Genomic DNA, 25,780 nt, shown 5'->3' on the forward strand with positions numbered 1-25,780 from the left:
GTGTCCGAGGCAGAGATTCTTGAGCGCATACGCGCCATCTTCAAAGAGAACTTCGCGATCGAGCCGGAGCGCGTGACACCCGACGCGCATCTCTTCGAAGACCTCGATCTCGACAGCATCGACGCCGTCGACCTCGCGATCAAGCTGCAGGAAATGACCGGCCGCCGCATCAAGCCGGAAGAATTCAAGTCGGTGCGCACGGTCGGTGACGTGATCGGTGCGGTCGAATCCCTGCTGGCGGCACAAGGCTGATGCCATTCGTGCGCTCGCGAATGCAAGCGGCGGCGAGCCCACCCGCCGGGGCATCGTCCGGCAGTGAGCGCCATTGGGCCAAAGCGGTGGTGCAGGTCCTGCTAAAACTCGCGTATCCCGCGTTGATTCTGTGTGCCTGGCGCTGGGACACGCCGCGCTACGTCGGCTGCATGCTGTTTGCGATTCTGTGGTTGCAGCGCTGGGCCGGCAGCGGTCCGGTCGCGACCTCGCTGCGCCGGCTCTCCTCGATCGACTGGACCGTGGTCGGCTTGCTGAGCTGCGCCTCGGCGGCGATCGTGTTCACCAACAGCGAACTGCTGTTGCGCCTCTATCCGTCGCTCGTCAATCTGGGCCTGTTGATCGCGTTCGGCGCGACGCTCGTGCGCGGGCCATCGATGATCGAAAAATTCGCACGGCTGGGCAATCCGAATCTGCCGCCGGGCGCCGTGCGCCATACGTGGCGCGTGACCCAGGTGTGGTGCGTATTCTTCGCGCTGAACGGCGCGTTTTCCGCGTATACGGCGCTGTACTGGAGCCGTGCAAGCTGGTCGCTCTATAACGGTGCGATCGCCTACGGATTGATCGGCGTGCTGCTGGTGGCCGAGGTCATCTGGCGTTACCTGGTGGTGCTGCCGCGAGCCGCGCGTTCGGAGGCGGCATGATCGCCTTGCATGATCTGCTGTCGGCGGACCCGGAGGTTTCCGTCGTGAATGCGCCGGTATGTCGCGACGGCGCGACGGTGCTCGATCGCGCTGCGTTTCGCGCGCGTGTCTCGACGCTGGTCTCGCTGGTGCAACCGCAGGCCGCGCGCCGCTACGCGTTGTGTATCGATGATCCGTTCGATTTCGCCTGCGCGCTGTTTGCGTTGTTCGCGTGCGGCAAGGAGCCGGTGATTCCGGCCAATGCGACACCGGGCTATCTCGCCGATCTTGCTAATGCGTATGACGCCGTGCTGACCGATGCCGACCTGCCGCAAGTTGTGCGAGATGCCTGCGCCGCTGCCGACGTCGCACACGCGCGAGACACCTCATACACGATCGATCCGCAAGCCCCGTTGACGCTCTACACGTCGGGTAGCAGCGGCACCCCCAAGCCGATCCGCAAGACCCTCGCGCAATTCAACGCCGAAGTGCACACGCTCGAAAGGCAGTGGGGCGCGCTGGTCGGCGATGCGACGATGCTCGCGAGCGTGCCGCATCATCACATCTACGGTCTGCTGTTTCGCGTGTTGTGGCCGCTCGCCGCGGGCCGCGCATTCGACCGGGTGATCAGCATCGAGCCTTTGCATTTGCAAACGCAGATCGAGCAGTGCGGCGCGACGGTGGTCGTCTCGACGCCCGCGCAATTGTCGCGTTGGCCCGCGTTGCCGGGTTTCGCCGCGTTGATGCCGGCGCCGCGCGCATTCTTTTCTTCAGGCGGCCCGCTCGCCCTGGAAGCCGCGCGGGAATACGCCGCCGCTTATGGTGCCGCGCCGCTCGAAATCTACGGCAGTACGGAAACAGGCGGCATCGCGTGGCGTCGCCAGGACCAGAGCGATGCGTGGCAACCGGTGGGCGGTATCGAAGTACGCCGCGACGAAGAGGGCGCACTGAACGTTCGCTCGCCGCATCTCGACCACACCGGCTGGCATCGCACCGACGACAAAATCGCTTTCGACGCCGATGGCCGCTTTCGCCTGCAAGGCCGCCTCGATCGCGTGCTCAAGCTGGACGGCAAGCGCGTGTCGCTGCCGGAGCTCGAAGCGCGTCTTGCGTTGCATCCGTATGTCGCGCAAGCGGCGATTGTGCCGCTGGAAGGCGCGTCGCGTGAGCGCGTCGGCGCCGTGGTGGCGCTGACCGAAGCGGGCAGCGAGGCATTGCGTGAGGAAGGCCGCGTGCATCTCGCGCAAACCCTGCGCCGTCATCTCGCTGCGTATTTCGATGCAGTGGTGCTACCGCGTCATTGGCGTTTTCGCCTCACATTGCCGTTCGACGCGCGCGGCAAACTGCCGGTGGCTGCCGTGGCGGCGGCTTTCGAGCCGCGCGCGGACGGCGTGGAAGTGCTCGCCGAAACGCGCAATGCCGACACGCTGCACTACGAACTGCGCGTGCCGCCGACGCTCGCGCATTTCGCCGGCCATTTTCCCGGTCTGCCGATTCTGCCGGGCGTCATCCAGGTGCACTGGGCAATGCGTCTGGCCGCCGAACACGTGCCGGCCGTGCGCGCGCTGGCATCGATCGACCGGCTCAAGTTCATGGCGCCGGTGTCGCCCGGCGCAGTGCTGAATCTCACGCTCGCCCACGACGCCTCGCGTAGGCGAGTGCAGTTCGCGTACCGGCTGAACGGGCGTGAATGCGCATCCGGCGTGATCGTGTATCGGGAGCCTGCATGATGAGCGTCGTCCCGTGCATCGTCATTCCGATTTACAACCACAAGGACGCGATCGGCGCGACCGTCGCCCATCTCGTGGTGCACGGCTTGCCGATCCTTGTCGTCGACGACGGCAGCGATGAGGCGACCCAGCAGGTGCTCGCTGCGCTGGCGCAACGGTACGTGGGTCAGCTCGAACTGCTGCGTTTGCCGGTCAACGGCGGCAAGGGCGCGGCCGTGATGGCGGGCCTGCGCGCCGCACGCGCTGCGGGGTACACGCACGCAGTGCAGATCGATGCGGATGGCCAGCACGACGCGGCGGACGTGCCGCGTTTCATCGAGGCCGCGCAAACCGAACCGGGCGCGGTGATCCTCGGCCGCCCGGTCTACGACGAGAGCGTGCCGAAATCGCGCCTCTATGGCCGTTATCTGACGCACGTGTGGGTATGGATCGAAACGCTTTCGCTGACGATTCGCGATTCGATGTGCGGTTTCCGTCTCTATCCGCTTGCGCTGGCTTGCGAGCTGATCGACAGCGTGCAACTGCCGACACGCATGGACTTCGACATCGAAATTCTCGTGCGTCTCTACTGGCGTCGCGCCGCGTTCCGCTCGATTCCGACGCGCGTGACCTATGCAACCGATGGCGTGTCGCATTTCGACGTGCTGTGGGACAACGTGCGCATCAGCCGCAGCCATACGCGGCTCGTGTTCGGCATGCTGTGGCGTCTGCCGATGCTGCTCGCGCATAAAGTGATGCCACGCCGCCCGGCCGCCGCAAGTCAGCCAGGGAAGCAGGGCGCACAGGATGAACCGGGCAGGCAGGCGGAACACAGCGTACAGCGCCCGCAGGACTGGTGGCGGATCGCCGAACGCGGCAGCCATCTGGGCATGTCGTTGCTCGCGCTCAGTTGCAAGCTGTTTGGCCGCCGTTTCACCGCGCTCTGGCTGCATCCGATCGTCGCGTATTTTCTGCTGACGGGCCGCGCCGCGCGCGAGGCGTCGAGCAACTACTTCACGCATCTCGGTGAAGCCGCACCGCACGGCGATACGCCGCGTCCGGGCTGGCTATCCGCCTATCGTCACATGCTGGCGTTCGCGCAATCGGGCTTCGACAAGCTCGCGGCATGGTCGGGCCGCGTCAATAATGCCGACGTCAAATTCGAAGATCCTTCGGCATTCGAAGCGTTGGTGGCGAGCGGCAAAGGTGCGCTCGTGATCGGCGCGCATCTCGGCAATCTGGAAATGACCCGCGCGCTCGCCGCGCAAGGCGGCTACGCGAAAGTCACCGCGGTGGTCTACACCGATCACGCCAGGCGCTTCAATAACGTGCTGGCTTCGGCCAATAGCCAGTTCGCGCGGCATCTGCTCGAAGTCAGCGACTTCGGACCTGAGACCGCGATGATGATGCAGGAGCGTGTCGATGCGGGCGAACTGCTGGTGATCGTCGGCGACCGCGTACCGGCACACGAAGCGGGCCGTACGACGGAAGCCCAATTTCTCGGTTCGACTGCGCCGTTCGCACAAGGTCCCTACGTGCTCGCTCATGCGTTGGGCTGCCCGGTCTATCTGTTCTTCTGCCTGAAAGAGCACGACGGTTATCGTCTGTATTTCGAGCCCTTCGCCGATCGCATCGAATTGCCGCGCCGCGAGCGCGCACAGCATCTTGCCGCGTGGGCGCAGCGTTACGCGGCGCGGCTCGAACACTATTGCCGCAAGGCACCTTATCAATGGTTCAATTTCTTCGATTTCTGGGCCAGCCCCAAGCGAGGCGCAAATGGCCGAACATGATCTGATCGAAACGCCGAACCTCAGCGCAAAAGAGAACACCGGCGCAAACGCCGCGGCGGTGACGGTTGGCGGCCGCAGGCTGACGATCGAAGAGGTCGTCGCGATCGCGCATCACCGCGCGCCGGTTGCGTTGAGCGCCGATCCGGCGTGGCGCGCGCGCATCCAGCGCGGCGCGGATTTTCTGCGCCGGCATCTGGCGGCGGGTGCGACTGTGTACGGTGTCAACACCGGCTATGGCGACGCGTGCGTGGTCGACGTGCCTCCGGAACTCGTCGAAGCGTTGCCATTGCAACTGACGCGTTACCACGGCTGCGGCATGGGCCAGCATCTCGACGACGCACAAACACTCGCGGTGATCGCCGCGCGACTCAACTCGCTGGCCTATGGTTTTTCCGGCGTGCGCCCCGTGTTGCTCGAACGTCTTGCCGACCTGATCAATCATCGCGTGTTGCCGCGCATCCCGTCGGAAGGCTCGGTCGGTGCAAGCGGCGATCTGACGCCGCTCTCGTACGTGGCCGCCGCGCTTGCCGGCGAACGCGATGTGATGTTCGGCGGCGCCCTGCGCAACGTACGCGAGGTTTGGACCGAACTCGGTCATGCGCCATTGACGCTCGCACCGAAAGAAGGCCTCGCGCTGATGAACGGCACCGCGGTGATGACCGGCCTCGCCTGTCTCGCGTTTGCGCGTGCCGATCATCTCACGCGCCTCACCGCGCGTCTCACGGCGCTCTCTACCGTGGCACTCGACGGCCGCGCTGCGCACTTCGACGCAATGCTATTCGAAGTGAAACCGCACGCAGGCCAGGCAGAAGCGGCAGCGTGGATTCGCGACGATCTGACTGGGCGCGAGGATACGCCGGGGCATCGTCTGCAAGACCGCTATTCGATTCGTTGTGCGCCGCATGTAATCGGCGTTGTGCGCGATGCCTTGTCGTGGGTGCGCCGCGATGTCGAGAACGAACTGAACAGCGCGAACGACAACCCGTTGATCGATCCCGACAACGAGCGCGTGCTGCACGGCGGCAACTTCTACGGCGGCCATATTGCGTTCGCGATGGACTCGCTGAAGGTTGCGGTCGCCAATCTTGCGGATCTGATGGACCGGCAACTCGCGCTTCTAGTCGACGTGAATTTCAACAATGGCTTGCCGCGCAATCTGTCGGGCGCCGCGCCCGCGCGTGCCGCGATCAATCACGGCTTCAAGGCCGTGCAGATTTCATCGTCAGCATGGACGGCCGAAGCGTTGAAGAACACGATGCCCGCGAGCGTCTTCTCGCGTTCGACCGAGGCGCACAATCAGGACAAGGTCAGCATGGGCACGATTGCCGCGCGCGACTGTTTGCGCGTGCTGGAGTTGACCGAACAGGTCGCCGCCGCGCATACACTGGCGACGGTGCAAGCCGCGCATTTGCGCCTGAAGATCGACAGCGCCACGCCGGTCCCCGCGCCGCTGCAAGCCTTCATCGACAGCGTGAGCGCGCAGTCGCCGTTCGTCGACGAAGACCGTGCTCTGGAAAGCGACCTGCGTGCGCTGACCGCGCGCATCGCCGCGTGCAATTTACTGGACGACTATCGCGGAGGCTCGAACGCATGACCGGCTCCCCTAAAGTGCTGACGGCCAGCGCGACGGTCGAAGTGCCGTTTCACGACGTCGACGCGATGAACGTGTGCTGGCATGGCAACTATCTGAAGTACTTCGAGATTGGCCGCGCGGCGCTCTTGCGCACCTTCGATTACGACTACCGCGAGATGCAGGTTTCGGGTTACCTGTGGCCGATCGTCGAGGCGCATCTGAAGTATGTGCGTCCGGCTACCTACGGTCAGGCGCTCGAAGTGCGCGCGCAACTGCTCGAACACGAAAACCGCCTGAAAATAGGCTATGAGATTGTCGATTGCGCAACTGGCACGCGGCTGACGAAGGGCTACACGATCCAGGTCGCCGTCGATGCCGCGACCCAGGAATTGCAGTTCGTGTCTCCGCCGGTCGTATTCGAAAAGCTGGAGCGCGTATGGGGACAATGAACTTGCGCGGTGTGGCAGCGAGCGCGTTGCTCGCACTAGGTACGGTCAGCGTTATAAGCGCATTGAGCCTATCAGGCGCGGCAGCGTCTGCGGCAGAAGCCGCGCAGTCCACCGATAACCCGGCACTCGTCTCGCAGATCGCCTCGCACCTCGCACAAGCCAAGGGCGTCCGCGCGCAATTCACGCAAACGCAAACGCTCGCCGCGATGAAGCAGCCGCTCGTCAGCACGGGTTCACTGCTGTTCTTCCGCGATCGTGGCGTGATCTGGCAGATCGACACGCCGTATAAAGCCACCTACGTCATCACCGACGCGGGCGTCACCGAAGTCAACGCAAACGGCCAGCGCGTGACGGCTCACAGTGCCCAGGGCACACGCGGCGTCGCGCAGGTCTCGAAGATGATGCGCGCGATGCTCGGCGGCGATCTGTCGGCGCTGTACTCGCAATTCGACGTCGGGGCCGAAGGCAGTGTCGCGCAGTGGCGTATGCAACTCACGCCGAACCAGCCACAGATCGCCCAGTCGATCAAAGGTTTGCAGATGAATGGCGGCGACTACCTGCAAAGCTTGCGCATCACGCTCGCGAACGGCGACGTCACGAAGCTCGACTTTGCGAAAAGCGCGGCCGTGACCGAACCGACGCCGGCTGAACGCAGCTTGCTCGGAGCGCCGTAATGCAGGTGCTGCAACAGCGGTCCGCGAAACAGGCGTGGGGTATGCGCGTCGCGTGGCTGCTGCTCGCGCTCGCCGCGGCGCTGTATTGCGGTTGGCGTTTCGCGGGACCGTCGCCGCTGCAAACCAATCTGCTGGCTTTGCTCCCCGCCACCGAAGCGGATCCGGTCGCCGAAAAGGCGGTCGATACGCTGGCGAGCGCGCTTGGCGACCGCACCGTTTTTCTGGTCACGAGCAACGATGATGCGCACGCCAGGGCGGCAGCGAAACAACTCGGCGCGTCATTGCAGAAGAGTGGGGCGTTCGGCTCAGTGACGGCGGAATTGCCGCCGTTCGATCTGTCGCAGATTGCGGCGCTGTACATGCCGTATCGCTTCGGTTTGCTGGCGCCTGCTGACCGCGCGACTCTCTCGCAGAGCACTGCTTCAAGCGCGGTGTTGCACGACGCCCCGCAGGATGTCCCCGGCCCCGAAGGAAATGCCCTTGGGGGACTGCATGACGCGCTCGCGCAGCGTATCTACAGCCCGTTACGCGGCGGCCTGACCACACCACTCGCCGACGATCCGTTCGGCTGGCTCGAACACTGGCTTGGTGGCCTGCCGCTCGCCACGTCGAATCTCGAACTCGAAGACAACATGCTGGTGTCGCATCGCGGCACCGCGACCAGCGTACTGATCGTCGCCACGCTGCCGGGCTCGGCCTACGAATCGAAAACCCAGCACGCCGTGCTTGTCGCGCTCGCACAAGGCGAAAGCGCGTTGAAGCAGGCGTTCCCCGATGTGTCGGTGGCGAGAACCGGCGCGGTGTTCTACGCGGAATCGGCTCGCAGTGCGTCGGAGCATGAGGTGCACCTGATCGGCGTCGCGTCGCTGTGCGGGATTGCGTTGCTGATGATGTGGGTGTTCCGCTCGCCGCGTCTGTTGCTGCTCGGTTTCGTTTCGACGGCGCTGGGCATCGTCTGCGCGCTCGCGGTGACCATGCTGGTGTTTGGCCAGTTGCATCTGTTGACGCTGGTGTTCGGCGCGAGCCTGATCGGCGAAGCGGTCGATTATTCGATCCAGTATTTCGTGGTGTATCTCGGCGCGGGCAGCGATTGGGATTCGCGCCGTGGAGCGCGTGCGGTACGTCCTGCCTTGACGGTTGCGCTTGCCACCAGCCTGCTCGGCTACGCGATCCTCACATGGGTACCGTTCCCCGCGCTCAAGCAGATTGCTTGCTTCGCGATTGCCGGCATTACGACGGCGTTTGCCTCCGTACTCTGGTTGTTGCCGGCATTGCTCACGCGCGCGCCGAAGCGCAGCCCACAGCGCGTATTCGCCGGGGCGGCGCGTGTGCTGACCGTCTGGCATCGCACGATCGGCGGCAAGCGCGCATGGTTCGTCGCGGCGCTGTTGCTGATCGTGGCGATTCCCGGTTGGTTGCGTCTGACGAGCGACGACGATATCCATCTGCTGATCCAGCGTGATCCTTCACTGGTCGCGCAGGAAGACAAGGTGCGCGCGGCCGTTGGCGTGGATAACAGCGCGCAGTTTTTTGTGGTGCGCGGCGAGACGCCGGAGATCGTTTTGCAGCGCGCGGAAGCATTGGGCACGAAACTGGATGGCTTGAACGGCACGGCGAACAAGGTCGGCAGCTATCAATCGGTGGCGCAATTCGTGCCGTCCGCGAAACAGCAGAACGAAGATCGTGCGTTGCTTGCACAGCACGTGTTCAAGGATCCCGCGGCATTGCGCGCCACGCTGCTGCAGGCGGGCTTTAAGGACGAAGTCGCCGATGCCTGGCTTGCTGCGTACGCGAAACCGCAGCCGCCGCTCACGGTCGACACGTGGCTCGCCGCGCCGTGGTCGCAACCGTACAAACATCTGTGGCTGGGTGTGGTCGATTCGGCGACCCAAGCCTATGCCGCGGTCGTCATCCCGCAGGGCGTCACACCACAGAACGAGCCCACGCTGATCGCCACCGCGCAGGCGGTGTCCGGCGTCGTCTTTGTCGACAAGGCGGCGAGCGTTTCGAAGCTTTTCGGTGCGTATCGCGTGGATAGCGGCTGGTGGCTCGGCGGTGCGCTGGCGCTCGTGCTCGTCCTGCTGATGCTGCGGTACGGTGTGCGTGGCGGCATCGCCGTGACGCTGCCGGTGCTGCTCGCGGTCGGTGTCACGCTTGCTGTGTTCGGCTACGTTCACGTGCCGCTCAATCTTTTCAACTGGCTCGCGCTGATGCTGGTGCTCGGCGTTGGCGCAAACTATGCGGTATTTCTGCGCGAAGGCTGCTTGCGTGCGGACGCCGATCTCGGCGCGGTATGGACCGGTGTGCTGCTGTCGGCGGCGACCACGCTGCTGTCGTTCGGCATGCTCGGCATGAGCGCAATGCCTGCGCTAAAGAGTTTCGGCGCCACGCTCGCGCTCGGCATTGCGGTATCGGTGCTGCTCGCGCCGATCGGCATGCCATCGGAATCAAGGAGGGCCGCATGAAGGCGCCATCAGTTTATTTGCACGCGCTCGGCATGATCAATGCGCTCGGCGGCGACCTCGATGCCATCGTCCCGGCGCTTGTCGCCGGTCACGCCCCCGGTATGGCGAACGCGCACACGGGCATTGGCGAGGCGTTTGTGGGCAGTGTGCTCGCGCCGCTGGATCTGGCGCCGGCCGCCGCGCTTGCGCGTTACGACTGCCGGAATAACCGCTTGCTGCTGGCCGCGCTGGCGCAGATCGCACCCGTGGTCGAAGCGGCGCGCGAGCGTTACGGCGCGCATCGGATTGGCGTGGTGCTCGGCACCAGCACGTCGGGAATCGAAGCGGCCGAAGCCGCGTTCGTCTATCAGGCGCAAGCGGGCGACCTGCCCGCCAACTTTAACTATCGGCAAATGGAGATCGGCACCGTCGCGCCGTTTGCCGCCGCCGCGCTCGGCGTGCAGGGCCCGGCGTTCACGATCTCGACTGCTTGCACCTCGAGCGCGAAGGCTTTTGCGTCGGCCCGCCGGTTGCTGCAATTGCGACTGTGCGATGCGGTGGTGGTGGGTGGCGTCGATTCGCTGTGCGAGTTGACGGTGCAGGGTTTCGCATCGCTCGAATCGACCAGCGGCGAGCGGTCCAATCCAATGAGCCGCAATCGTTGCGGGATCAACGTCGGTGAAGGTGCCGCCGTGTTCCTGATGAGTCGCGATGAAGCGGCGGTGAGACTCGCGGGTGTCGGCGAATCGAGCGACGCGCATCATATTTCCTCGCCTGATCCGCTCGGTGTGGGCGGCGAACTTGCGCTGGACGCGGCGTTGGCCGATGCGGGGATCGGGTCTGAGGCGATCGGCTACGTGAATCTGCACGCCACCGCCACGCGCAAGAACGACGAGATGGAAGCGAAGCTGATGGCGCGCGTATTCCCCGAAGGCGTGGCGACGAGCGGCACCAAGCCGCTGACCGGGCACCAGCTTGGCGCTGCGGGCGCCACCGAACTTGCCTTCGCCTGGCTGACACTGGCGCGCGAAAACGTGCCGCTGCCGCGTCATCTGTGGGACGGCGAGGCCGATCCCGCGTTGCCGATGCTCGACCTGGTCGAAAGCGAACGCTTTCTGCCACGCGGCGCCGGGCCGCAGTACGTAATGAGCAACTCGTTTGCGTTCGGCGGCAGCAATGTCAGCCTGATCCTCGGACGGTGACGCGCGTGATGACCCAGACGCTCTCCACTCAGGACCTCGCCCTGCAACCGATCGAAGCGATCATCCCGCATCGTGGCACGATGCTGCTGATCGATGCCGTGAACACCTTTAGCGAAGACGCACTGAGCGCTCGAGCAACCGTACGCGCCGACGCGTGGTATGCCGACGCCGACGGCGCGATGCCTGCATGGATCGGCATCGAGCTGATGGCACAAGCCATCGCCGCGCATGTCGCGCTACTGGCCATGCGCGGTGGCGGTAGGGCGCGTCCCGGTGTGCTGCTCGGCTCGCGCAGCTACAAAGCTTTGCAACCGTCGTTCGCAAGCGGCGCCCAGTTGCTGATCCACGCAACGGAATTACTGCGCAGCGAAGAAGGCCACGGCGCCTACGAATGCACGATTCATCACGGCGATGTGTGTTGCGCCGAGGCGGTCATCAAGGTCTTTCAGCCGCGTGATTTTCAGTCATTCATTGAAGGGAGTTTCAGTTCATGAGCCGGCGTGTTCTCGTTACCGGCGCAAGCCGCGGCATCGGCCGCGCGATTGCGTACAAGTTGGCTGCCGATGGCTTCGCGGTGTCCGTGCATTGCCGCACGGGCCGCACCGAAGCCGAAGCAGTCGCAACGGGCATCGCCGCGCAAGGTGGCATGGCGCGCGTGCTGCAGTTCGACGTACGTGAGCGCGCCGTGTGCCGCCAGGTGCTCGAGGCGGATGTCGCCGCGAACGGTCCGTACTACGGCATTGTGTGCAGTGCGGGCGTGACCCGCGACGCCGCGTTCCCCGCCCTTACCGAAGAAGACTGGGACATCGTGATCGAAACCGGTCTGGACTCGTTCTACAACGTCGTCCATCCGTTGACCATGCCGATGGTGCGTGCGCGCAAAGGCGGGCGCATCGTCACGATCGCGTCGGTCTCCGGCGTGATCGGTAATCGCGGCCAGGTCAACTACAGCGCGGCGAAGGCCGGCCTGATCGGCGCGACCAAGGCGCTCGCCGTGGAACTGGCGACGCGCAACATCACCGTCAATTGCGTGGCGCCGGGTTTGATCGAAACTGGCATGCTCGACGACATGCCGCTCGAGCAGGTATTGAAGACGGTGCCGATGAACCGCGTCGGCCAGCCTGCCGAGGTGGCGTCCGTGGTCAGCTTCCTGATGTCGGATGCGGCTTCGTATGTCACGCGTCAGGTGATTGGCGTCAATGGTGGGATGGTGTGATGAAACGCGTCGTCATTACCGGCATGGGGGGCGTCACGGCGTTCGGCGATAGCTGGGACGTGATCGAAACGCACCTGAAGATCGGCGTGAACGCGGTGCGCCGGATGCCCGAGTGGGATTATTTCGAGTCGCTGCATACGCGGCTCGCATGTCCGTTGCCAGGCTTCACGATGCCCGCGCATTATCCGCGCAAGAAAACCCGTTCGATGGGACCGGTGTCGATGTATTCGGTACGCGCAAGCGAACTGGCGCTCGCCGACGCGGGCCTCGCCGACGACGTAACCATCAAGGACGGCCGCATGGGCGTCGCCTACGGTTCCTCGTCGGGCTCGGTACAACCGATTCGCGCGTTCGGCACGATGCTCGAAACCGGCTCGATGAGCGACGTCACGTCGAACAGCTACGTACAGATGATGCCGCACACCACGGCCGTCAATGTCAGCCTGTTCTGGGACCTGAAAGGACGGATTATCCCGACCTCGTGTGCGTGTGCATCGGGCAGTCAGGCGATCGGCTACGCGTATGAAGCGATCCAGGCCGGCAAGCAGACGCTGATGCTGGCAGGCGGTGCGGAAGAAATGTCGGGTCCCGCGGTTGCCGTGTTCGATACGCTGTACGCGACCAGCACGCGCAACGACGAGCCGCATCTGACGCCCCGTCCTTTCGATGCCGCGCGCGACGGCCTTGTGGTCGGCGAAGGCGCGGCCACACTGGTGCTCGAAGAATATGAACATGCCGTGGCGCGCGGTGCGCGGATCCATGCGGAGATCGTCGGTTTCGGCTGTAACTCGGACGGCGCGCACATGACGCAGCCGACCGCCGAAACGATGGCGTTTGCCATGCGGCTCGCGCTGAAGGATGCGCAACTGCAGCCTGAAGCGATCGCCTATGTTAACGCGCACGGCACTTCCACGGACCGTGGCGACATTGCCGAAAGCCATGCGACTGCGCAGACCTTCGGCGCGCGCATGCCGATCAGTTCGCTCAAGAGCTATGTCGGCCATACGCTCGGCGCGTGCGGTGCGCTGGAAGCGTGGTGGACCATCGAGATGATGAAGCGCAACTGGTATGCGCCGACCTTGAATCTGGAGAACGTCGATCCGGCCTGCGCGCCGCTCGATTACATCGTCGGCACGGGCCGTGAGATCGACGCCGAATATGTGATGAGCAACAACTTTGCATTCGGCGGCATCAACACGTCGCTGATTTTCAGGCGCGTTCGATGAGCTTCGCGCTGCAGCGCGTGGTCGTCACCGGCATGGGGCTCGTGTCGTGTCTCGGCAATACGCTCGACGAAGTGTCCGCCGCGCTGCGCGCGGGCCGCTCGCGCATCGAGCGCATCGACGCGTGGCGCGAGCGTGGTTTCGGTTCGCAGGTGGCCGGCGTGGCGTCGGTTGCGCAGGAGCCGCCGTTCGAGCGCAAGCTTGAGCGCTTCATGGGCGATACCGCGCGCTTTGCGTGTCACGCCGCGCGTAAAGCAATCGACGATGCCGGGCTCAATCCCACCGCGTTGCGCTCGCCGCGCGCTGGCACGGTGATCGGCTCGGGCGTCGGCACGCTGTCGAGTTACGACGCGGCCGTGGCGATTGCAAATGCCAGGGGCGTCGACAAAGTGCCGCCATATACGGTTCCGCAAGCAATGAGCAGTACCGCGTCCGCCAATGTCGCGCAGGTGTTCGGACTTGAAGGCGTGAGCTACTCGCCGTCGTCGGCATGTACGACGTCGGCGCTTGCCATCGGCCAGGCGATGCAACTGATTCAGACCGGCCGCCAGCAGATCGTGCTCGCCGGTGGCAGCGAGTCGCTACACGACAACGTGACATTGATGTTCGACTCGATGGGCGCGCTGTCGCGCAACTTCAACGACACGCCACAGCACGCTTCGCGTCCCTACGATATGGCGCGCGACGGCTTCGTGATTGCCTCGGGCGGCGGTGTGCTGGTGCTCGAATCGCTCGATCACGCGTTGGCGCGTGGCGCCCGCATTTACGCGGAACTGACCGGTTTCGGCGACTGCACGGACAGTGCGGGTATGGTCACGCCGAGCGCGGCCGGCATCGCGCGAGCGATGCGCGGCGCACTCGGCGACGCGGGCAGGCGTCCGGACTACATCAACACGCACGCACCGTCGACGCCGCTTGGCGATGTCGAGGAGTTGCGCGCATTGAGCGACGTATTCGGCGGTAAAGTACCCGCGTTCTCGTCGACTAAAGGCATGACCGGGCATCCGCTCGGGGCATGCGGCGCGCATGAGGCGATCTACACGTTGCTGATGATGCGCGACGGTTTCATCGCGGGTACGGCGGGCATCGAGACGCCGGAGCCGGGCGTCGACAAAATGCCGCTCGTGCGCACGACGCGTGACGCAAGCATCCGCACGGCAATGTCGATTTCATTCGGGTTCGGCGGCAGTTGCGCCAGCCTGATATTCGAAGGGTGGCAGGGCGGTTGAACCGGCCGCGATTGTTAACGAAACGAGGGCGATAAAAATGAAAAAACGTTTTGTACTGGGCGCGCTGGCAGTGGTCGTGCTGACGCAGGCTGGGTGCGCCACGGACGTGAAGTCGCTGCCGCTCGCCGCCGCCGGCGGCCAGTCGCGTGGGGGCGTGCCGGTGTATTTCGGCCAGCAGAGCCACCCTGCGGTGAAGAGTCAATTGGGCGGCGTCTCCTATTCCGTGCGGATCGCGCGCAAGGTGTTGAGCCCCGACGACGCATGTCATGAGGCTCTCGCCGAAGCCGTGGAGAAGTTGCGCGCGGCAGCCCGCGAACGCAATGCCAACGCCGTGATCGATGTATCGACGCGCTTTCATAGCACCGAGACCAACTCGTCGACAGACTTCACGTGCGGTGTGAGTCCCAGTGCTGCCGCAATTGCGGTGAGCGGGCAACTCGTTGTGCTGGACGCGAACTAGGTTGAATTGAACATAGAACTCACTAGAGCAACAAAAACCACCAAGGAGTCTCAATGAAACGCAATGTGCTGTTTGCCGCGCTGCTCGCTTCGCTCGCCATGCTGAGCGCTACACAGGCTTTTGCCCGCGACACGGTTGCCAACTATCCGGTCGCGCCGGCGCTGCAGAGCGAACCAGGCAAGGTTGGTGACGACATCGCGCTGTATTTCGCGGGTCAACCGCATCCGTCTGTCACCAAGACGATGGGTGAATTCGCGACCAACAAGAAGACCAACGCTTTCGGCAAGAGCGATCTGGACGCGTGCCAGCACGTGTTCCTTTCGGCCGTGATCGAATTGCAGGAGCGCGCGCGCAAGGAAGGCGGCAATGCGGTGATCAACATCAAGAGCAACTACAAGAACGAAGTGCGCGAGAGCGCGACGGAGTTCACGTGTGGTGCGGGTGCGGTGATCGCGGGCGTGGCGTTAAAGGGTGATGTCGTGACGCTGCGCAAGTAGTCACACAGATAAGCGCGCTGTGATGCGTGTCAGGGCGGTAGCATGCCACCACCCTGACGAGTTTCAATCTGCCTTGAGCGCCGCGACATTGACCAGCGTTTCACGACGCTTGCCAGGTTGCTGACGGTACAGGCCGAGACGTTCGAGCAGGCCGAAGTCTTTCGCGCGGCTCCACCAGAGGTACGGCAGCGAAACGTTGCGCTGCTCGAAGCGGAAACCGCCGCGGCGGATCATGTCGAGGTAGCCGTCGGCGCTTTTCTGCACGTGCATTGGATGGCGGAACAGCAAGCGGATCACCCACGATTTGATGTACGCGTCGGTGGATTCGGCGAACAGCAGGATGCCGCCTGGTTTGAGCACGCGGCGGAATTCGGCAAGCGCGCGGTCCTGTTCGACAAGATGGTGGAAGGTTTGATGGCAGAACACGATGTCGGCGCTGGCATCGGGCAACGGTAATTTCGCGCAGTCGCCGTGCAGCAGTTCGATATCGGCGAGCTTGTCGCGGCAGGCGTTGGCTGCATTGGCCGCGAGCGCCAGCGACGGTTCGTGAAAATCGATGCCGACAATGCGGCGGGGCTTGAACGCGTCGGCGAGCAGGCGAAACGAAATGCCTTGCCCACAGCCGACGTCGACGATCACCGGCGCAGCGGGCAAGGGCGCGTCGATCAGGCGTTTGAGGTCGTTGATCGCGACCCGCAGAACATGATGTTCCCACGTGTAGGTACGCAGGAACCAGATCCCGAAGGCCGTTTCCGGCACGAAAGGCACGCTGGATGTTTCGGATGACAACACGCTGGGCTCCCAGACGAAATATTGTTCTTGCCGTGACGCGTAATTGTAACGAAAAGTAAGGATGCAGCGTAACGCTGTTAAGAGCAAGCAAACGATTGAGGCAACCTTGAGTACACATTCGTCAAAGCGCGTAAACGTCGACGTGGCGATCATCGGTGCGGGTCCGGCGGGCGCGGTTGCGGCGGCGCTGTTGCGTCGGGCGGGCCGCTCGGTGCTGGTACTGGAGCGCCAGCATTTTCCGCGCTTCTCGATCGGCGAAAGTCTGCTGCCGCAAAGCATGACGTACCTCGAAGAGGCCGGCATGCTGCAGGCGGTGGTCGAAGCGGGTTTCCAGTACAAGAACGGCGCGCATTTCGTTTACCGCGGCCAGTCGTCGGCGTTCGACTTTCGCGACAAACATTCGCCGGGTTGGGGCACCACGTACCAGGTGGAGCGTGCGGTATTCGACGATATTCTGATTCGCTGCGCGGCAGAGCAGGGCGCCGACGTGCGTTTCGGCCACACAGTCCGCGCAATGCAAACCGGTGAAAACGGCAACAAGCCGGTGCTCGACGTAGTCGACGATGCGGACAACGTGTATGAAGTCGAAGCGCGCTTCGTGTTCGACGCAAGCGGCTTTGGCCGCGTGCTGCCGCGCTTGCTGAACCTGGAAGCGCCCACGCGCATGCCGACCCGTGCCGCGATCTTCACGCATGTGCAGGACGGCATTCCGGCCGGTGCGACCGACCGCAACAAGATCTGCGTGGCGACGCACCCGGAGCGCCGCGACGTATGGTTCTGGATGATTCCGCTGGCGGGCGGCCGCTCGTCGGTGGGTTGCGTCGCCGAGGCCAGTTTTCTCGACGTGCCGGAAGCCGGGCGCGACGCGAAACTCCGTGCGTTGATCCAGCAGGAGCCGACACTCGGGCCGTTGATCGGTAACGCGCCGTTCCTGATGCCGGTGCGTCACATCGGCGGCTACGCGGCGAACGTCGAGCGTTTGCACGGATCGGGCTACGCGTTGCTCGGCAATGCGGGCGAATTTCTCGATCCGGTGTTCTCGTCCGGCGTGACGATCGCGCTGCGTTCCGCGCATCTCGCGGTGCACACGTTGAACCGGCAACTGGATGGCGAGCCGATCGACTGGTCGGCCGATTACGACGTGCCGTTGCGTAAGGGGATCGATACGTTCCGCGCTTTCGTCGAGCGCTGGTACACGGGCGAGCTGCAGGACATCATTTTCTACCCGGACCAGACGCCGTTGATTCGCCGCATGATCAGCGCGGTGCTGGCGGGTTACGCGTGGGATGAATCGAATCCCTATGTCGCCGATCCGGTGCGGCGGCTGAATGCGCTGCACGACGTGTGCACCCACCTTTGATCGGGCTGCACGGCATGAGCAAATGAAAACGGCGCTTCTTGAAAGAAGCGCCGTTTTCTATTCAACCGCCTGAATCACCAATCAGGAGTCAGATCGGAAATCCAGTCAAGCCGCGATCTTCGCGACGCGCGACGCATGTTGACGCACGTCGTCGCGACGATGCACGCGCTTGCCCGCCGCATACGTTTCGTAGATCGCGCGGTCGTCGCCGAGCAGCGCGAACGCGAACAGCAGTTCTTCGAGCGATTCGGTGCGCGCGGTACGGCGCGCGAGAAGCGGTGTGGCTTGCGGATCGAGCACGACGAAGTCGGCTTCCGACTTCGGCTTCAACGTGCCGACCTTGTCGGCCAGATCGAGCGCTTCGGCCGCGCCCGCAGTGGCGAGGTAGAACATGCGCGTGGCCGTCAGATGATGGCCGGTCAGACGCGCGACCTTGTGCGCTTCGTTCATGGTTTGCAGCATTGAGAATGACGTGCCGCCGCCGACGTCCGTTGCCAGCGCGATCGGCATGCCGGCTTCGTCGGCCTTGTCGAAGTCGAACAGGCCGCTCCCGAGGAACAGGTTCGAAGTCGGGCAGTGCGAGGCGACCGTGCCGGTTTGCGCCATGCGCTTGCGGTCCTCCTCGTCGAGGTAGATGCAATGGCCGTACACCGCACGGCGGCGCAGCAGACCGTAGTGATCGTAGATGTCCAGATAGCTGCGGTGGCCCGGGAACAGATCGGCGACCCATTTCACTTCGTCGGTATTCTCGGCGACGTGGCTCTGGATGAAGATGTCCGGATGCTTGCCCGCCAGCACGCCGCACGCTTCGAGTTGCGCTTCGGTCGAAGTCGGTGCGAAACGCGGCGTGAGCGCGTACATCTGGCGGCCACGGTTGTGCCAGCGGCCGATCAGCTCGGCGCTGTCGTCATAGCCCGATTGCGCGGTGTCGCGCAGGAACTCGGGGCAATTGCGGTCCATCAGCACCTTGCCGGCCACCATGCGCAGATTGCGTGCTTCGCTTTCGGTGAAGAGCGCGTCGGCCGATTCCTTGTGGACCGTGCAATACACGAGCGCCGTGGTCGTACCGCAAGCCAGCAGTTCCTCGACGAAGAAGCTCGCCGTATCGCGTGCATACGCCGGATCGGTGAAGCGGCGCTCGGTCGGGAACGTGTACGTGTCGAGCCACGGCAAGAGCCCCGGCGCCGGCGACGCGATCATGTCGGTTTGCGGATAGTGAATGTGCGTATCGATGAAACCCGGCACGATCAGCTTGTCGCGCATCTCCTGCACCTGGGTGCCCGGCGCGAGTTGCGACGCGAGCGCGGCATAGGCGCCCGCTGCGACGACATGGCCGTCTTCGACGATCAGCAAACCGTCCTCGTTAAAGACAGCCGCGTTGGGCGATTGCGCAGGATCGCCGTTGAAGGTCAGCAGTTGTGCGCGGAATGCTGATTGGGCGGGTTTGGCTGATTGTGCCGAGTGAGTCATGAAAAACCGTCTCCGTATTTGTGAGGAGCAAAACAGCGCGGACGGCGACTTGATTCTGGCTCTGAAACAAACCCATGCCGCCGTCGGCTGTCATTCGTTGGCCCGTCAATGCGGGCCGCTTGGGTACCAGTACGCGTCGAGCTTTGCGATCAGTTCGCTGCGTTGCCCGGGCGTGACGAACGACGCTTCGAAGCTGTTGCGGATGATCGTGTAGACCTCGGCATCGTTGAGCTTCAACGCGTCGATAGTGGCGAAATAGTTGGCGTTCACATAACCGCCGAAATAAGCAGGATCGTCGGAATTTACCGTGACGGCGACGCCGCGATCGAGCAGGTCCTTGAGCGTGTGCCTGGTCATGTCGTCGAACACGCAGAGCTTCAGATTCGACAGGGGGCACACGGTCAGCGCGACGCGCGTGTCGGCGAGGCGTGTGACCAGGGCCGGATCTTCGATGCTGCGCACGCCGTGGTCGACGCGATCCACTTTCAGCAGATCGAGCGCTTCGTAGATATACGACGGCGGGCCTTCTTCACCCGCATGCGCGACCAGTTTCAGACCGAGCGCGCGTGCCTGGGCGAATACGCGTTCGAACTTTGAAGGCGGATGGCCACGTTCTGACGAATCGAGACCCACGCCGATCAGGCGATGCTTGTACTGCTCGAACAGCGGCCGTGCTTCTTCGAGCGTGGCGAGCGCATCTTCTTCCGATAGATGGCGCAGGAAACACAGAATCAGCTTGCTCGACATGCCGCGCTGTTCCGCATCGGCCAACGCGCGATCAATGCCGGCAACGACAGTTGCGATCGGCACGCCACGTTCAGTGTGCGTCTGCGGATCGAAGAAGATTTCGCTGTGAATTACGTTGTCGGCGAGGCAGCGTTCGACATATGCCGTCGTCATGTCGTAGAAGTCCTGCTCGTGCAGCAGCACACTTGCGCCGGCGTAGTAGATGTCGAGGAACGATTGCAGATCGGTGAATGCGTACGCGGCGCGCAAGGCTTCGATCGAGTCGTAGGCAAGCTTCACGCCGTTGCGCTCGGCGAGCGCGAAGATCAGTTCGGGTTCGAGCGAGCCTTCGATATGAATGTGCAGCTCGGCCTTTGGCGCGCGAGCGGTTTTCTCGATGAGGGATGTTGGGGTAGCGGTCGTTGTATTCATGGTCGGTCAGGAGTTCGTTGGAGTCGGTTCGCGCCGGATGCAGGCTGCAGGACAGGACGCAATCGCTGTGGGGCGGCAGGTCGATTGTGCGGCAAATCAGACCGTCTGCGCCGCATGCGCGCCCGCATTCGCCTCCACAGCCTGCAACACCTGGGCGGCCGCCGAGATCGCAATGATCTCCGGCGACTTGTCGACGATACCGTCGACACCAAGCGGACACTTCATCCGCGCAATCTGCGACGGATCGATGCCACGCGCGGCCAGCCGATGTTCGAACTGCTTGCGCTTGCTATGCGAGCCGATCATGCCGAAGAACGCGAAATCGCCGCGCCGCAGAATGCGCTCGGCCAACTCGAGATCGAGCGCGTGGTTATGCGTCATCACGATGAAGTACGTGTGCGGCGCGGCCTGGTCGATGGCTTCATCAGGCGCGTCGTTCGGATCGATCTTCACGTTCGGTGCATGCAAGGTTTCCGCGGGTGGAAACTGCGCGTCGCGCTCGTCGACCCAGCGCACGGTGCAAGGCAGCGTGGCGAGCACGCGAACCAGCGCGGCGCCCACGTGACCGGCGCCGAACAGCACGACCTGGAAATCGCCTGGCGCGATGGTTTCGGTGAGCAGCGCGCCGCTGTCGTCGAAACCGGCGCCGTCCCACAGCAGGCAGTCGGAGGCATCCACACCCGGTTCAGGGTCGGACAGCATCACCGCATCCGGTGCGGGGCCGAATGATACGCTACGTACCGTCGAAAGACCCGCGGCCACGCGTTTCGCGAGCGACGTGATCCAGCCGAGGTCGCCGATGTCGAGGCGCTCAAAGGCGAGAATCACGGCGCCGCCGCAGCATTGACCGAGACTGGGGCCAAGCGCGAAGCGTTCGAGGCGGCGCATATGCGGTGAGCGCATGCCGTCGCGCAGCACCTGGCGTGCGGTCTCGATGGCTTTCCATTCGAGGTGTCCGCCACCGATCGTGTGCTTGGCCGAATCGCGTGTGACGATCATCTTGGTGCCGGCTTCACGGGGCGCCGAACCTTCGACGCGCGCGACCGTCACCAGCACGGCGGCGTCGCCGTGCGCGAGCAGTTGTTGCAGGTCAGGTAGCCAGGCTTGCATCCGGCGGTTCTCCATACGTGGCCGCGCGGGGTGTCCGTGCGGCCGGTTGAGCGCGGCGCGGCGCGTTCGTGTCGCGCCTTGCTTGAAGTTGCTTAAATGATAGGGGTTGCGGTTGTGATCGTTATGGCCGCTTCCGTCGATTGTCCGGCTGAGTGTTCCGTTGTTGTCACGGGCGATTGCAACGCGTCCAGCGCATCGAGAATCGCCTCGGGCGTCGCCGGCGCGCGCAACTGTGGCGCATTTTCCGCGTCCGGCACCGCAGCCGCGATCGCATCGCGAATCGCGAGGAACACCGAGAACGGCAGCAGCAGCGGTGGCTCGCCCACGGCCTTCGAATGAAACACGGTCGGCTCGGCGTTCTGATTCTGATATAGCTGCACGTTGAACGCCGCGGGGGTATCGCTGACGGCGGGAATCTTGTACGTCGACGGCGCGTGCGTCATCAGGCGGCCATCGCGGTTCCACCACAATTCTTCCGTGGTGAGCCAACCCATGCCCTGGATAAAGCCGCCTTCCACCTGGCCGATATCGATCGCCGGATTGATCGACTGGCCGGCGTCGTGCAACACGTCCGCGCGCACCAGTTTCCATTCGCCCGTCAGCGTGTCGATCACCACTTCCGACACCGCCGCGCCGTACGCAAAGTAGTAAAACGGATGACCGGTCAGCGTTTTCGCATCCCAGTGCACTTTCGGCGTCGTATAGAAACCGTCCGACCACAACTGCACGCGCGCCAGATACGCTGCGGCGACCAATTGCTCGAACGGCATTGCACCGCCGTTCACCGACACTTCACTGTTGGCGAATTCCACCGCGTCGGCGGTACCGCCAAGTTGCTTCGCGGCGAGTTTGGCGAGCCTTGCGCGAATGGTCCTGGCAGCGGCTTCGGCGGCTTTGCCGTTCAGGTCGCTGCCGGTGGAGGCGGCGGTCGCCGAGGTGTTGGCGATCTTCGACGTATCGGTTGCTGTCACGCGCACGCGCGATAGCGGTAAGCCGAGCTGGTTCGCGACGACTTGCGCGACCTTCGTATTGAGCCCCTGGCCCATTTCGGTGCCGCCGTGATTGACGAGTACCGAACCGTCTTTGTACACGTGCACCAGTGCGCCAGCCTGATTCAGAAACGGCACGTTGAACGAGATGCCGAACTTCACCGGCGAGAACGCGAGGCCGCGTTTGAGCACCGGACTTTTCGCATTGAAGGCGGCGATTGCTTCGCGGCGCGCGCGGTACTCGCTGGTTTCAAGCAATTCGTCGGTGAGCGGCGCGATGATGTTGTCTTCGACGCGTTGTCCGTACGGCGTCGTGTCGCGCTCGCCGATACCGTAGTAGTTGGCGAGCCGCACATCGAGCGGATCGCACTTCAATTGACGTGCGATGCTGTCGAGCATCACTTCCATCACCAGCGCGCCTTGCGGGCCGCCGAAGCCGCGAAACGCGGTGTTCGATTGCGTATTCGTCTTGCAGCACAGCGCGACGATGTCGACGTCGGACAGGTAGTACGCGTTGTCGAAGTGGCAGACGGCACGTGTCGCGACCGCGCCCGACAGGTCGGCGGAATAGCCGGCTCTCAAGGCGATTTCGACGCGTGCGCCGAGAATGCGGCCGCTATCGTCGAAGCCTGCTTCGTACGCGTAGACCGCGTCGTGGCGCTTGCCGGTGATCATGAAATCGTCGTCACGATCGGCGCGCAGTTTGACCGGGCGGCGCAGCAGCTTCGCCGCCAACGACGCCACGCACGCGAACACCGCCGATTGCGATTCCTTGCCGCCGAAGCCGCCACCCATGCGCCGGCATTCGCACACGACGTTGTGCGCCGGCCAGCCGAGCATATGCGCGACAACCTGCTGCATTTCGCTCGGATGCTGCGTCGAACTGTAGACGAGCATGCCGTCCATTTCCTTCGGCATGGCGTACGCGATCTGGCCTTCGAGATAAAACTGTTCCTGGCCGCCCACTTCGAACGTGCCGCTGATTTTGTGCGGTGCGGCTGCGATCTTCGCGTCGGGCTCGCCACGTTTCAGATGCAGCGGCGGCAGGACGAACTGCTTATTGGCTTTCGCTTCAGCGGGTGTGAGGATGACCTCGAGCGGTTCATATCGCACAACGTCATCGCTTTTCGCCAGCGCAGCGGCGCGGCGGGCGAGTTCATGACTTTCGGCGATTACCGCGAAAACCGGTTGGCCGAGATACAGCACTTCGTCTATGGCGAGAATCGGATCGTCGTGCAGCACCGGGCCGCAATTGTTCTCACCCGGGATGTCTTCAGCGGTCAATACGGCGATCACGCCAGGTGCTTTCCTTACCGCGTCCAGGTCGAGCGACACGATCCGCGCGTGTGCGTGCCGCGAGAGTCCAAGCGCTGCGTGCAGCGTGCCTTGCAATTCGGGGATGTCGTCGGTGTAGGTGGCTTCACCGCTCACATGCAGCGCGGCCGATTCGTGCGGCAAGGAGACGCCGATCGCCGTCTCGCTCTCCTGAGCGGCGGCGTGCTTTGCAGCATGTTCGACGAAAGCATCGGTCCGGTTCATCACGACGACTCCTTCGCAACGACCACGTCCGGCGCGTCGGCTTCGTACGCGAACGCATTCACGTCGAAAAGGGCGAGCGGCGCGTCATCGCGCGTTTCGAGATGGAAGCGCCACAGCAGATTGCGCGCCACCTTCAGTCGATAGGCGCTCGAGGCGCGCATGTCGGTGAGCGGCTGGTAATCGGCGACGAGTGCGTTCATGGCCTGCCGCGCGGTGCTTTCGTCCCATATTGCGCCGTTTAGCGCAGCTTCGGTTTGGGCGGCGCGTTTAGGCGTCGCGGCCATACCGCCGAACGCGATGCGGGCCTCCCTGATCGCGCCGTTTTCGCCGATGTGCAGCGCGAACGCGGCGCAAACCGCGGAGATGTCCTGATCGTAGCGCTTCGATACTTTGTACGTGCGGAAACGCAGATCGCGCGCCGGACGTGGCACGCGCAGCGCCGCGACGAATTCACCGGTCGCGAGCGCGGTCTTCTGGTAGCCGAGATAGAAGGCGTCGAGCGCAAGCGCGCGGGTTTTGGTGTCGTGGCGCAGCACGACTTCAGCGCCAAGTGCGAGCAGCGCCGGCATCGAATCGCCAATCGGCGAGCCGTTCGCGACGTTGCCGCCGAGCGTGCCGGCGTTGCGGATCGGCAGCGACGCGAAGCGCGTCCACAGTTCGGCCAGTTCGGGATAGTCGGCGGCGAGTGCCACGTAGGCATCTTCGAGCGTGACGGCGGCGCCGATCGTCAGCGTTTGCGCATCGCGTTCGATCGTCTTCAATTCGGCGACGTTGCCGATGTACAGGATGTCGCCGAGGTCGCGGAACTGCTTGGTGACCCATAGCCCGACGTCGGTGCTGCCGGCCAGCAGGCGCGCTTGAGGATGCTCCGCGCGCAGTTTGGCGAACGCAGCGAGCGTGACCGGCGCATGGAAGGTGGGCGAGCCGAATTCGGCTCCGCGCGTATCGGGCGCGCTGTATTCGAAGGTGTCGCGGCGCTGGATCTCGCGCAGCTTGCCGGCGACCGCCTTGCGGTCCAGCGTCACACGCGGGTATTGCGGGTAGTCGAACATCTTCTGCGATGCGTCGACGATTGGCCGGTAGCCGGTGCAGCGGCATAGGTTACCGGACAGCGCGGCATTGATTTCATCGCGGGTGGGCAGGCCGGCGGCGGCCGGCTGGTTTTCGTACAACGCCCACATCGACATCACAAAGCCGGGCGTGCAGAAACCGCACTGCGAGCCGTGGCAATCGACCATGGCCTGTTGTACGGGGTGCAGGGCGCCGTCGGCGGCGCGCAGGTCTTCGACGGTGAAGAGGGCTTTGCCGTCCAGCGTCGGCAGGAACTGAATACAGGCGTTGACCGCTTTCAACGCGACGCCGCCTTGCGCATCCAGTTCGCCGATGACCACGGTGCAGGCGCCGCAGTCGCCTTCCGCGCAGCCTTCCTTGGTGCCCGTGCAATGCAAATCTTCGCGCAGGTGCTGAAGCACGGTGCGCGACGCCGGGATGCCCGCGACCTCACGGACGGACCCCTGGTGATAAAAGCGGATGGTTTGCGTTGTCATGGCGAATTCGAAAGACAGTGCGGACCGGGCGCGCGTTACGCATGGGGTCGCGCCAAAGCCGGCCTCGCGCACGTAGATCGCCATCCAGGTCCGAGGTTAGCACTACCTCGTCTCGAAAATATTTCCCAACTCGCATGAAGCTTATTCGGAAGCGGTCATGAGATAAGTACGATTCGCGCCAAGGCGGGAAGTTGCGTGAGGCGAGGCGGATTGGGGAAAACGAGGCGGGGCGGGGGACTTGGCGGGCCCGTGGGCGCTACTTGCGGTGCACAAGGCGTCGCAAGAGGGGCGCGCCTATGACTCGGTATTGACGCACGCCATTAGCGTGTTCCTGTCGCAAAAACGATGCGCAGCGCTTGCTGGCAGGCCACCTGAGGGTTGGCACAGTCGAATCCGTGGGGCCGGCGCCGATGCGAAAACGCCGGCCTTCGAGCCGCCGTGACAGACGGTGCAAAG

General features: G+C 63.9%; 22 protein-coding genes. 16 read left to right on the forward strand and 6 right to left on the reverse strand.

All coding sequences use genetic code 11. From position 1 onward, the window contains the following. The 15 genes from PQR40_RS05530 to PQR40_RS05600 are packed head-to-tail and all read left to right on the forward strand — an operon-like array spanning position 1 to position 15,359. Complete coding sequence (locus PQR40_RS05530) at positions 1-252, forward strand: acyl carrier protein (protein WP_020069032.1); 252 nt, start codon at positions 1-3, stop codon at positions 250-252. After that, positions 252-914: a COG4648 family protein gene (locus PQR40_RS05535; RefSeq protein WP_408222466.1), complete on the forward strand. Its 663-nt coding sequence runs from the start codon at positions 252-254 to the stop codon at positions 912-914. Before PQR40_RS05530 ends, PQR40_RS05535 begins: the two co-directional genes overlap by 1 nt. Further along, the gene (locus PQR40_RS05540) at positions 911-2,623 is read left to right on the forward strand and encodes an ApeI family dehydratase (protein ID WP_408508577.1); all 1,713 of its coding nucleotides are present in this window, start codon (positions 911-913) and stop codon (positions 2,621-2,623) included. Before PQR40_RS05535 ends, PQR40_RS05540 begins: the two co-directional genes overlap by 4 nt. Further along, positions 2,623-4,392 carry a glycosyltransferase family 2 protein gene (locus PQR40_RS05545; protein WP_408508665.1) on the forward strand — a complete coding sequence of 590 codons (1,770 nt, stop codon included), beginning with the start codon at positions 2,623-2,625 and terminating at the stop codon, positions 4,390-4,392. Before PQR40_RS05540 ends, PQR40_RS05545 begins: the two co-directional genes overlap by 1 nt. After that, the gene (locus PQR40_RS05550) at positions 4,379-5,986 is read left to right on the forward strand and encodes an HAL/PAL/TAL family ammonia-lyase (RefSeq protein ID WP_408508578.1); all 1,608 of its coding nucleotides are present in this window, start codon (positions 4,379-4,381) and stop codon (positions 5,984-5,986) included. The genes PQR40_RS05545 and PQR40_RS05550 overlap by 14 nt, the downstream gene beginning before the upstream one ends. Further along, the gene (locus tag PQR40_RS05555; RefSeq protein WP_408508579.1) at positions 5,983-6,414 is read left to right on the forward strand and encodes an acyl-CoA thioesterase; all 432 of its coding nucleotides are present in this window, start codon (positions 5,983-5,985) and stop codon (positions 6,412-6,414) included. The genes PQR40_RS05550 and PQR40_RS05555 overlap by 4 nt, the downstream gene beginning before the upstream one ends. Further along, positions 6,402-7,088 carry an ApeL family LolA-like protein gene (gene apeL / locus PQR40_RS05560; RefSeq protein ID WP_408508580.1) on the forward strand — a complete coding sequence of 229 codons (687 nt, stop codon included), beginning with the start codon at positions 6,402-6,404 and terminating at the stop codon, positions 7,086-7,088. Before PQR40_RS05555 ends, apeL begins: the two co-directional genes overlap by 13 nt. Continuing rightward, positions 7,088-9,553, forward strand: a complete 2,466-nt coding sequence (apeM, locus tag PQR40_RS05565; RefSeq protein ID WP_408508581.1) for an ApeM family transporter — start codon at positions 7,088-7,090, stop codon at positions 9,551-9,553. Before apeL ends, apeM begins: the two co-directional genes overlap by 1 nt. After that, on the forward strand, positions 9,550-10,734 hold the full coding sequence (locus tag PQR40_RS05570) for a beta-ketoacyl-[acyl-carrier-protein] synthase family protein (RefSeq protein WP_408388526.1): 1,185 nt from the start codon (positions 9,550-9,552) through the stop codon (positions 10,732-10,734). The genes apeM and PQR40_RS05570 overlap by 4 nt, the downstream gene beginning before the upstream one ends. Before the next feature lie 8 nt (positions 10,735-10,742). After that, positions 10,743-11,228, forward strand: coding sequence for a hotdog family protein (locus PQR40_RS05575; RefSeq protein ID WP_408222454.1), 486 nt, complete (start codon positions 10,743-10,745; stop codon positions 11,226-11,228). After that, complete coding sequence (locus PQR40_RS05580) at positions 11,225-11,950, forward strand: 3-ketoacyl-ACP reductase FabG2 (RefSeq protein WP_408222452.1); 726 nt, start codon at positions 11,225-11,227, stop codon at positions 11,948-11,950. The genes PQR40_RS05575 and PQR40_RS05580 overlap by 4 nt, the downstream gene beginning before the upstream one ends. After that, positions 11,950-13,176: a beta-ketoacyl-ACP synthase gene (locus PQR40_RS05585; RefSeq protein WP_408388528.1), complete on the forward strand. Its 1,227-nt coding sequence runs from the start codon at positions 11,950-11,952 to the stop codon at positions 13,174-13,176. The genes PQR40_RS05580 and PQR40_RS05585 overlap by 1 nt, the downstream gene beginning before the upstream one ends. Beyond that, a complete protein-coding gene (locus PQR40_RS05590) occupies positions 13,173-14,402 on the forward strand; it encodes a beta-ketoacyl-[acyl-carrier-protein] synthase family protein (RefSeq protein WP_408508582.1) in 1,230 nt (409 codons plus the stop codon). Before PQR40_RS05585 ends, PQR40_RS05590 begins: the two co-directional genes overlap by 4 nt. 37 nt (positions 14,403-14,439) lie before the next feature. Beyond that, entirely contained in the window at positions 14,440-14,862 is a 423-nt protein-coding gene (locus PQR40_RS05595) for a signal peptidase (protein ID WP_408222446.1), read from the forward strand. Between the two features lie 53 nt (positions 14,863-14,915). Further along, on the forward strand, positions 14,916-15,359 hold the full coding sequence (locus PQR40_RS05600) for an excinuclease ABC subunit A (RefSeq protein ID WP_408222444.1): 444 nt from the start codon (positions 14,916-14,918) through the stop codon (positions 15,357-15,359). A gap of 63 nt (positions 15,360-15,422) precedes the next feature. On the opposite strand, the gene PQR40_RS05605 is transcribed toward PQR40_RS05600, so the two are convergent. Further along, positions 15,423-16,151: a class I SAM-dependent methyltransferase gene (locus PQR40_RS05605; RefSeq protein WP_408508583.1), complete on the reverse strand. Its 729-nt coding sequence runs from the start codon at positions 16,149-16,151 to the stop codon at positions 15,423-15,425. Between the two features lie 106 nt (positions 16,152-16,257). On the opposite strand from PQR40_RS05605, the gene PQR40_RS05610 reads away from it, so the two are divergent. Beyond that, entirely contained in the window at positions 16,258-17,511 is a 1,254-nt protein-coding gene (locus PQR40_RS05610) for an NAD(P)/FAD-dependent oxidoreductase (RefSeq protein WP_408508584.1), read from the forward strand. 105 nt (positions 17,512-17,616) lie between these two features. On the opposite strand, the gene guaD is transcribed toward PQR40_RS05610, so the two are convergent. The 5 genes from guaD to xdhA all read right to left on the reverse strand — a co-directional run bounded on the left by guaD (position 17,617) and on the right by xdhA (position 25,324). Beyond that, complete coding sequence (guaD, locus tag PQR40_RS05615) at positions 17,617-18,981, reverse strand: guanine deaminase (protein WP_408222438.1); 1,365 nt, start codon at positions 18,979-18,981, stop codon at positions 17,617-17,619. Between the two features lie 105 nt (positions 18,982-19,086). Further along, positions 19,087-20,139, reverse strand: a complete 1,053-nt coding sequence (locus PQR40_RS05620) for an adenosine deaminase (RefSeq protein WP_408508585.1) — start codon at positions 20,137-20,139, stop codon at positions 19,087-19,089. A gap of 96 nt (positions 20,140-20,235) precedes the next feature. After that, complete coding sequence (gene xdhC / locus PQR40_RS05625) at positions 20,236-21,249, reverse strand: xanthine dehydrogenase accessory protein XdhC (RefSeq protein ID WP_408388534.1); 1,014 nt, start codon at positions 21,247-21,249, stop codon at positions 20,236-20,238. A 92-nt stretch (positions 21,250-21,341) separates the two neighbouring features. Further along, positions 21,342-23,777, reverse strand: a complete 2,436-nt coding sequence (gene xdhB / locus PQR40_RS05630; protein WP_408508586.1) for a xanthine dehydrogenase molybdopterin binding subunit — start codon at positions 23,775-23,777, stop codon at positions 21,342-21,344. Beyond that, a complete protein-coding gene (xdhA, locus tag PQR40_RS05635) occupies positions 23,777-25,324 on the reverse strand; it encodes a xanthine dehydrogenase small subunit (RefSeq protein WP_408508587.1) in 1,548 nt (515 codons plus the stop codon). The genes xdhB and xdhA overlap by 1 nt, the downstream gene beginning before the upstream one ends. Positions 25,325-25,780 lie beyond the last annotated feature (456 nt).

The sequence above is a fragment of the Paraburkholderia sediminicola genome, from assembly GCF_046026855.1.
GTDB classification, from domain to species: Bacteria; Pseudomonadota; Gammaproteobacteria; order Burkholderiales; family Burkholderiaceae; genus Paraburkholderia; species Paraburkholderia sediminicola_A.

Bases quoted from the DNA above. Each gene is read 5' to 3' on its own strand.
- guaD (WP_408222438.1), bottom strand. From the start codon at position 18,981: ATGACTCACTCGGCACAATCAGCCAAACCCGCCCAATCAGCATTCCGC.
- PQR40_RS05575 (WP_408222454.1), top strand. From the start codon at position 10,743: ATGACCCAGACGCTCTCCACTCAGGACCTCGCCCTGCAACCGATCGAA.
- PQR40_RS05580 (WP_408222452.1), top strand. From the start codon at position 11,225: ATGAGCCGGCGTGTTCTCGTTACCGGCGCAAGCCGCGGCATCGGCCGC.
- xdhC (WP_408388534.1), bottom strand. From the start codon at position 21,249: ATGCAAGCCTGGCTACCTGACCTGCAACAACTGCTCGCGCACGGCGAC.
- apeL (WP_408508580.1), top strand. From the start codon at position 6,402: ATGGGGACAATGAACTTGCGCGGTGTGGCAGCGAGCGCGTTGCTCGCA.
- xdhB (WP_408508586.1), bottom strand. From the start codon at position 23,777: ATGAACCGGACCGATGCTTTCGTCGAACATGCTGCAAAGCACGCCGCC.
- PQR40_RS05620 (WP_408508585.1), bottom strand. From the start codon at position 20,139: ATGAATACAACGACCGCTACCCCAACATCCCTCATCGAGAAAACCGCT.
- PQR40_RS05585 (WP_408388528.1), top strand. From the start codon at position 11,950: ATGAAACGCGTCGTCATTACCGGCATGGGGGGCGTCACGGCGTTCGGC.
- PQR40_RS05590 (WP_408508582.1), top strand. From the start codon at position 13,173: ATGAGCTTCGCGCTGCAGCGCGTGGTCGTCACCGGCATGGGGCTCGTG.
- PQR40_RS05570 (WP_408388526.1), top strand. From the start codon at position 9,550: ATGAAGGCGCCATCAGTTTATTTGCACGCGCTCGGCATGATCAATGCG.
- PQR40_RS05540 (WP_408508577.1), top strand. From the start codon at position 911: ATGATCGCCTTGCATGATCTGCTGTCGGCGGACCCGGAGGTTTCCGTC.
- PQR40_RS05600 (WP_408222444.1), top strand. From the start codon at position 14,916: ATGAAACGCAATGTGCTGTTTGCCGCGCTGCTCGCTTCGCTCGCCATG.
- PQR40_RS05550 (WP_408508578.1), top strand. From the start codon at position 4,379: ATGGCCGAACATGATCTGATCGAAACGCCGAACCTCAGCGCAAAAGAG.
- PQR40_RS05595 (WP_408222446.1), top strand. From the start codon at position 14,440: ATGAAAAAACGTTTTGTACTGGGCGCGCTGGCAGTGGTCGTGCTGACG.
- PQR40_RS05555 (WP_408508579.1), top strand. From the start codon at position 5,983: ATGACCGGCTCCCCTAAAGTGCTGACGGCCAGCGCGACGGTCGAAGTG.
- apeM (WP_408508581.1), top strand. From the start codon at position 7,088: ATGCAGGTGCTGCAACAGCGGTCCGCGAAACAGGCGTGGGGTATGCGC.
- PQR40_RS05535 (WP_408222466.1), top strand. From the start codon at position 252: ATGCCATTCGTGCGCTCGCGAATGCAAGCGGCGGCGAGCCCACCCGCC.
- PQR40_RS05545 (WP_408508665.1), top strand. From the start codon at position 2,623: ATGAGCGTCGTCCCGTGCATCGTCATTCCGATTTACAACCACAAGGAC.
- xdhA (WP_408508587.1), bottom strand. From the start codon at position 25,324: ATGACAACGCAAACCATCCGCTTTTATCACCAGGGGTCCGTCCGTGAG.